Below are 7,157 nucleotides of genomic sequence, written 5' to 3'. Positions count from 1 at the left end.
TCATGAATCGTCGATCCGGATCGCGTAGACGGCCGAGCGGCTCCCCAAGGCGCTCGGGTTGCCTCGCGAAGGCTGGATTCCCGCTCAGGCCATTCGTCGAAGCTCTCACCCTGTCAGGAGTCCTGGGCCCGAAGCCAGATGCCGAGAGGATCACCGCCATCGCGCACGCCACCGTCGCCGACGGCCACGAATCCTTCGCGAGACCCTGAGCACCCTCCCCTGACAAACCGCGAAGGCCCCTCAGCGTCGCCGCGGCTCACCAGACACCGTCACGGCGGCCCAATCGTTCCCGGAACACTGGCTCACCCCACAGCGGAACGCCGGCTCTCCACGAGCGCAGTATCCACGCCGGACATCTCCTCCCCGAAGACCTAGAGCGTGGACACCTCGAACGTGCCCAACAACTGGCACACCTGACGAGTCTGGTTCTGGACGATGATTTGCGGGAGAAGGTCTCGACACCCCGGGCGCGAATGGGACGGCAGAGCAGGCCGGGGCCGCGCACGCAGCAAGAAGCCGATACCGAATTCGCTGCTCTGGCCGACGAGTACGAGAACGTCCAGCGTGACATCGGCACTGCAATCCGAAAGCTGTGGTCGCCTCTCTGGAGAAGCTGACGGAAGCGCGCGTTGAACCCTCCGACTGCGCACCTACTCGGACGTGGGTTTCCTACGTCTCCAGAGCCCGATACAGCGTGCTTCGTCCGACACCCATCGCGGCGGCAACCATGCCCACACTCTCACCGGCCTCGATACGGTCACGCGCCTCAGCCAGCATCGCCTCATCAACCGCACGACGCTAGCTCACCCCCCTCGTTCGCGCGCGGCGGCGAGCCCGGCCAGTACGCGTTCTTGGGTGAGTTCGGCCTCCATCTCTGCCAGCGCGGCCAGTAGCGTCGTCACGAACCGACCCATCGCGGAGCCGGTATCAATCTGCTCTGCGATAGACACAACGCGCACACCACGTCCCCGGAGGTCTTCGAGCAGTTCGAGAGTGGCGGCAGTAGAACGACCCAGACGCGACAGGGAGTAGATCACGAGTACATCACCGTCGCACAGGTAGGTCAGGTACGCCTCCAGACCGGGGCGACTCATTGTGCGGCCGGAGATATCTGATCTTGCGCAACGTCACGCTAACTGTGACGATTGTCTGTATGACTCACGCGGTGCGGGCTCCCGAGCTTGCTGATTGGGCGATGTCGCAGGGTCGGGGTGCACTCACGACGGCTGAAGTTGCTGAGCTCCTCGGCGTTGACCCGGACCAGGTTCGTCGCCGGCTCCATGCGCCTGCTCGCCGAGGCGAATGGGTCCAGCCGGTCCGAGGCTTGTGGGTACCCGTCCCGCCGGAGTTCCGCACGTGGGGTGCCCCACCGGGGATGGAGATCATCGACATGATGATGCACCACCTCCGCGTCTGCTACTACGTGGGCTGGCTCAGCGCCGCGGCCCTGCACGGCGCCTCCCACCAAGCCCCGCAAGTGTTCCAGGTGGGCGTGGACAGACAGGTCCGGGACCGCTCCGTCGGCCGAACAAGGTTCAGCTTCGCCCAGCGCAACGTCGAGGCAGTCCCCACGATCTCCCACCCGACGCGCGAGGGCACCGCGCAGGTATCCACGATCGCTGCCACCATGCTGGACATCGCCGACGACCTGCACCGCGCCGCCGGGCTCGACAACGCCGCCACCGTGATCGTGGAACTCTCCGAAGATCCCACATTCGACCCGGCTGACCTCATCGGCCTGTCGACGACGTTCCCCGCCGCAGCCACCCGCCGAGTCGGCTGGATCCTATCCCGGTTCACAGACCGCGACGACCTGGCACCCCTGCGTGACGTCGCCCCCGGGCTTGCGGTCTCCCCCTCCCACCTCGACCCACATTCGACTGTCAGAGGCTCGATGGATGATGACTGGATGCTGATGATCAACCGCGACGTGGAGCCAGATACGTGATTCCGGCAAACGTAGTCACGGCCTGGGGCACGCAGCATCCGTGGCCAACTCTGGAACAGGTGGAACAAGACCTCCTCCTGTCACGGGCGATCTGCGCGATCGCCAACCACCCCTACCAGCAGTATCGCTGAACACCAGCTGTATACCACTGGTGACGAGCCTTTCCGCTGGTGTCGACGTCTGAAGGCTGGTGTCGCGGCGGCGCTGGACTCAAGACCTCCTGACAGGGTGAGATCCTCGACCAATGACCTGAGCGGTAATCCAGCCTTCGTGAGCCATCGCGAGCGCCTTGAAGAGCCGCTCGTCCGTCTACGGAAGGTAGCCTGATCTACCGGGAGCGGTGCTGGACTCGATTACCACCTCTCCTCCCCGACGGCATCGGCCGTCACGCTATGGTGGATCATGGGTTCCGGAGGCGCGCTGCTGCTGTTGGTCGTCGGACTGGGTGCCCTCATCCTCGGTGCCGAGCTCGTCGTCCGCTACGGCTCGCTACTAGCCAGGCGGCTGGGCATCTCACCGATGATGATCGGTCTCACAGTCGTCTCCATCGGCACAAGCGCCCCCGAACTGGCCGTCGGGATCGACGCCATGAGCCGCGACTCCGGTTCGCTCGCGGTCGGCAACATCGCTGGCACCAACATCGTCAACATCATGCTGATCCTCGGCCTCAGCGCGGCGATCCGGGCCATCCCCTTCGAACGCCGCACGCTGATCCTTGACCTACCAGCCATGTGCCTTGCCGCCGTGCTGCTCCTGCTGCTTTCAGCGGACGGACAGCTGGCTCGCTGGGAGGGCATTCCGCTCACCGCGACCGCGTTGATCTACCTCATCTTGCTCGCGCTTTGGACCAGACGCGAGAAGCGCTCCACCGCCCTGCAACCCGCCCCTGACGTCGAGACCGTCGCCGCTGAACTGGCAGGCAAGACGACACCCCGCAGAGCACCTGAGGACCGTTCGGCGTGGTGGCACCTTCTCATCCTGGTGGCGGGGCTCGTGGTGATAGTCGTCGGAGCCGATTGGCTGGTCACCGGAGCCACCAGCCTCGCGCTGGCCGTCGGCGTCTCCGACGCCTTCATCGGGCTCACCATCGTCGCCATCGGCACCTCTGCCCCCGAACTGGCCACCACCATCGTGTCAACGATGCGCGGGGACCGGGACATCGCGGTAGGTAACCTGATCGGTTCCAGCATGCTCAATCTCACGCTCATCCTCGGGCTCCCGGTGCTGATCGCAAACGGGTCTGGCCCGATCGAGGCGCACCTGCTCAGCATCGACGTGCCCATCATGGTCGGGCTGTCGCTCCTCTGCATCCCCCTGTTCCTGACCGGCAAGAGGCTCTCCCGCCTGGAAGGTGGGCTGCTGGTGGCGGGCTATGCGATCTACCTCACCTACCTGCTCCTGGCCCGGACGTGAGCGCACGGGTCTGCTTCCCGAATCGGCGGAGCAGCCGCAAGGCCCCAGGTGCCACCGGCATACGGGTACGGTGTAGTAACACGTTAGGAGGCAGGGCAGATGGGGATTCTCGGAAGGCTGTTCGGTCGCGATGAAGAGGCCGACACCGTCACCGTCACCGCATTCGACTGTGCGCGGGTCAGGCCAGACATCGAGGCGTTGATTAATGCCCTCGGCCAACTCGCCGACGCCATGGACGGGGAGGACTCCCCCATGTCGAACCCCGGATGGCGCGGACGACTACGCGACCTGCGTGACGCGGCTGGCGGCCTCAGGCTCCTCACCCGCGGAGATAGCTTCACGCGCGATGAACTCTTCGAAGTGCTGACGACGATCCGGCCCCTCTACCGGGGTACACCCCCGAAGGGCTTCGCTCACCTCGCCAACCTCAATACCCTGGTGGTACACCGCATCGAAGCTGTATACCTTTCGGCCACATGAGCCCGGGACTTCAGGCCTTTTCGGCCATGTCTGGCGTGATCTGAGCGTCCGCGGCCGTAGGGTGACTGCCACCTGGCGACGATGACGCGCCATGCGGAACCCGAAAGGCTGCCCATGACGATCGAGAGCGCGAACCGGGCGCTTCCGGCGCTTGGCCGACCGTTGGTGGTCACGCGCGATCTGAGCAAGCTGTTTCGCGTCGGGTCCTCCCGGATCGCGGCGCTCAACCATGTGAACCTCACCATCCCACGAGGCTCCTTCACTGCCGTCATCGGCACGTCGGGGTCAGGCAAGTCGACCCTGCTCAACATGCTCGCGGGGCTCGAACGGCCGACCGCCGGTCAGATCTTCGTGGCCGGCCAGCCTCTCCATGCTTTCAGCGAGGCACAACTCGTTGCCTACCGCAGACGCCAGGTGGGGTTCATCTTCCAGTCCTTCAACCTGCTCCCAGCCATGACGGCCCTCGACAACGTCGCCCTGCCCTTGTCGTTCCAGGGGATGCCGAAGGCGAGACGGCGGGCCCGCGCCAAAGCAGTGCTGAGCCAACTCGGTCTCGCGCAACATGTGAACCATAAGCCTTCGCAACTCTCAGGCGGGCAGCAGCAGCGAGTCGGGATTGCACGCGCGCTCGCGGTGCAGCCCAGCCTGGTGTTCGCCGACGAACCGACCGGCAACCTCGATTCGAAGACGTCGGAGCGCACCCTGCGGCTGTTTCGCGTCCTCATTCAACGATTCCACCAGACGTGGGTCATGGTCACCCACGACCCTCACATCGCATCCTTCGCCGATACCGTCGTCTCGATCGAGGACGGACGCATCACCGGTATTCAACACAACGTCCACGAGGAGTTGGCCAAGCCATGAAACCGATCACCCGTCTGACGACGCTTCTCGTCATACTCCTCAGTCTCTGCCTGATCCCGATGACAAGTGCCGCAGGAGATGAGTCCGGTGACGGCCAGCCGGGCACTTCGGGCTCCACCGGCTCCGACAACGGATCGGGCACCAGTAGCGGATCCAGCACTGGTTCCGGCGGCAACTCCGGGGATGGTTCGGGAGGAGGAACGCAAGGCCCCGCGGGGGTTTCGGTGCCCCGCGTCATGGTCGAGGGTTTCAGCGTCGAACCCCAGGTCGTGTTCGCGGGCCAGGAGTTCACCGTCAACTTCTCACTCCGCAACACCTCCACCACCACCCGCGTACAGAATCTCAAAGTGACCGTAGCGTCCCCTGACACGGCATTCCTACCCGTCGGGGGGTCGTCGTCGCTGTTCGTCTCCCGGATCCGCGCCGAGCGGGTCTCGGGTCAGTCCATGACGTTTCGTGCGCTACCCTCGCTCGAGGCCAAGCCCTACCAACTGACGATCGCCGTCGAGTACGAAGACGCCCTCGCCAACGCCTACGAGTCAACCGAGACCCTGGCCATCGAGGTCAACCAGGAACTCCGCGCCGACGCCTCCATCCCACAGGTCACGCCGGAGATGCTGACGGTTGGCCAGCAGGCGTCCATGACCTTCACCATCCAGAACCAGGGCAAGTCCAAGCTCTTCAACGCAAAGGCGACGATCGCCGAGGGCCAGGCCCTCGCGCCCGCCGAGGCCTTCATCGGCTCGATCGACCCAGGGACCAGCGGCGCGGTCGACCTGACGGTGACCGCCAACGAGCCAGCCACCGGGCCGATCGATGTCGTGGTCAGCTACGAGGACGTCACCGGCGAGCCGTTCACTTTCACCAGGCAGGTCGACCTGTCCATCAGCGAAGCCCAACCCCAGGAGGAGTACCCGGGCGAGATCCCGGAACCGGAACCCGAACCGGCAGGCTTCCCGTTCCTGCCCCTTGTCGCAGTGGTGGTCGTGGTCGCTCTACTTGTGACGGCACTGTTGATCGCCCGTGCCGCCCGCAAACGACGCGCCGCCAGGGAGGATGCGGAGTCGCTCGCGGCGCTGTCGGGCGACAACCTCATCGGTGACGACTGGCAGTAGACAATGCGTCCAACTGATCTGATCGCCACCTCCTTGGCGAGCCTGAGACAGCGACCGTTCCGGACGCTGCTCACCGTCCTCGGTGTCCTGATCGGCACCACATCGGTGGTCGTGATGGTCTCCCTCGGCCTCGGCATGACGCAGAGCCTCCTCGGCTCCTTCGAGAACAACGCAAACCTGCGCGAGGTCACCGTCTACGGCCCTCCGCCCGATGCCGCCGAACGGGGGCTGCCGACCGAGCTCAACGACACGCTCGTGGCTCAACTCTCCCAATACCCCGGCGTGCAGGATTCGTGGCCCGTCTACTACGTCGACGTCTTGGCCGAAGTCGACTCGATGGCGCAGTATATGCAGATCACGGCGGTACCGGCCCGCGTGCTTGGCTCCCTTGCCCCACCTCTGGCCTGGGGGCAACTCCCGACGGCGGGTCAACCGGGGCTCGTGCTCGGCGACATGATCAGTCAGGGGTTCTACAACGAGATGACCGGCGAGATGCTCGAGGTCGATTTCCAGACCCAGACCCTGTTTCTGAACTTCGACACCTCCTCCATGATGGGCCCGGTCCCCGGCGAGCCACAGGAGGGGGACGCCACACCACCTAAACGGGTCATCGTGCCGGTGTCGGCCGTCGTTGCAGGCGATCCGAATCAGATGTATGGACCCTACTCGTCGGTCGCCTACTCAGACTTCGACGCGATGGTCGAGATGCTGAAAAAGGCGATGCCCGGCAAGGCGCTGCCGAACCAGCCCGCCACCTCTGATGGAAGACCCAAGCCCGGCTTCGTCTATTCGATGGTCACGCTGCAGGCAGAGACCCCTGAGGATGCCGAAGCCCTGATGACCGCGCTCAGAGCCGACGGCTACGATGCGCAGGCCTCGATCGAATGGATCCGTGAGGCCCAACGGACTGCCTTCCTCGTCCAAGCCGTCTTCGGCGGCATCGGTTTCGTCTCGTTGCTGGTGGCCGCCATCGGTATCGCCAACACCATGATGATGAGCGTCTACGAACGCACCCGCGAGATCGGCATCATGAAGGTGATCGGCGCAGGCCTCGGGGACATCCGCAAGATGTTCCTCTTCGAATCGGCCACCATCGGTTTCATCGGAGGGCTACTGGGCCTGCTGCTCAGCATGGGAGCCTCGAGTGTGGCGAACTGGGTCGTCGCGGCCCAGGGCCAGGGCCTGGATGGCATGGTCACGACCATTTCCGTCATCCCGGTGTGGCTGATGATCGCTGCCGTCGTCTTCGCCACACTGATCGGCATGGTCGCCGGTCTCGCCCCGGCGATCCGCGCGTCCCGGTTGTCGCCGCTGGCGGCCATCAGGACGCAGTGACT

At 64.9% G+C, this 7,157-nt stretch carries 8 protein-coding genes and 1 pseudogene; 7 read left to right on the top strand and 2 right to left on the bottom strand.

The window, feature by feature from the left end:
• Positions 1–209 (top strand): hypothetical protein (locus BUC15_RS20410; protein ID WP_217652188.1); only part of this gene is annotated, 209 nt, incomplete at its 5' end.
• Positions 210–669: 460 nt separating this feature from the next.
• Here the strand turns inward: BUC15_RS20410 and BUC15_RS21245 are convergent.
• A pseudogene (locus tag BUC15_RS21245) lies at positions 670–783 on the bottom strand (helix-turn-helix domain-containing protein); the annotation flags it as partial.
• Between the two features lie 20 nt (positions 784–803).
• On the bottom strand, positions 804–1,109 hold the full coding sequence (locus tag BUC15_RS09695; protein WP_281249273.1) for a recombinase family protein: 306 nt from the start codon (positions 1,107–1,109) through the stop codon (positions 804–806).
• A gap of 44 nt (positions 1,110–1,153) precedes the next feature.
• Here BUC15_RS09695 and BUC15_RS09690 point away from each other — a divergent pair, with 44 nt between their 5' ends.
• The 6 genes from BUC15_RS09690 to BUC15_RS09665 all read left to right on the top strand — a co-directional run bounded on the left by BUC15_RS09690 (position 1,154) and on the right by BUC15_RS09665 (position 7,155).
• Positions 1,154–1,948, top strand: a complete 795-nt coding sequence (locus tag BUC15_RS09690; RefSeq protein ID WP_073187591.1) for a type IV toxin-antitoxin system AbiEi family antitoxin domain-containing protein — start codon at positions 1,154–1,156, stop codon at positions 1,946–1,948.
• A 402-nt stretch (positions 1,949–2,350) separates the two neighbouring features.
• Complete coding sequence (locus tag BUC15_RS09685; protein WP_073187589.1) at positions 2,351–3,361, top strand: calcium/sodium antiporter; 1,011 nt, start codon at positions 2,351–2,353, stop codon at positions 3,359–3,361.
• Positions 3,362–3,460: 99 nt separating this feature from the next.
• Complete coding sequence (locus BUC15_RS09680; protein ID WP_073187586.1) at positions 3,461–3,841, top strand: hypothetical protein; 381 nt, start codon at positions 3,461–3,463, stop codon at positions 3,839–3,841.
• A gap of 114 nt (positions 3,842–3,955) precedes the next feature.
• Positions 3,956–4,705: an ABC transporter ATP-binding protein gene (locus tag BUC15_RS09675; protein WP_073187584.1), complete on the top strand. Its 750-nt coding sequence runs from the start codon at positions 3,956–3,958 to the stop codon at positions 4,703–4,705.
• A complete protein-coding gene (locus BUC15_RS09670) occupies positions 4,702–5,820 on the top strand; it encodes a COG1361 S-layer family protein (RefSeq protein ID WP_073187582.1) in 1,119 nt (372 codons plus the stop codon). The genes BUC15_RS09675 and BUC15_RS09670 overlap by 4 nt, the downstream gene beginning before the upstream one ends.
• A gap of 3 nt (positions 5,821–5,823) precedes the next feature.
• Positions 5,824–7,155, top strand: a complete 1,332-nt coding sequence (locus tag BUC15_RS09665; RefSeq protein ID WP_073187580.1) for an ABC transporter permease — start codon at positions 5,824–5,826, stop codon at positions 7,153–7,155.
• Positions 7,156–7,157 lie beyond the last annotated feature (2 nt).

The organism is Tessaracoccus bendigoensis DSM 12906, from assembly GCF_900141915.1.
Classification (GTDB): domain Bacteria; phylum Actinomycetota; class Actinomycetes; order Propionibacteriales; family Propionibacteriaceae; genus Arachnia; species Arachnia bendigoensis.
This window is presented reverse-complemented; position numbering and strand designations above follow the sequence as displayed.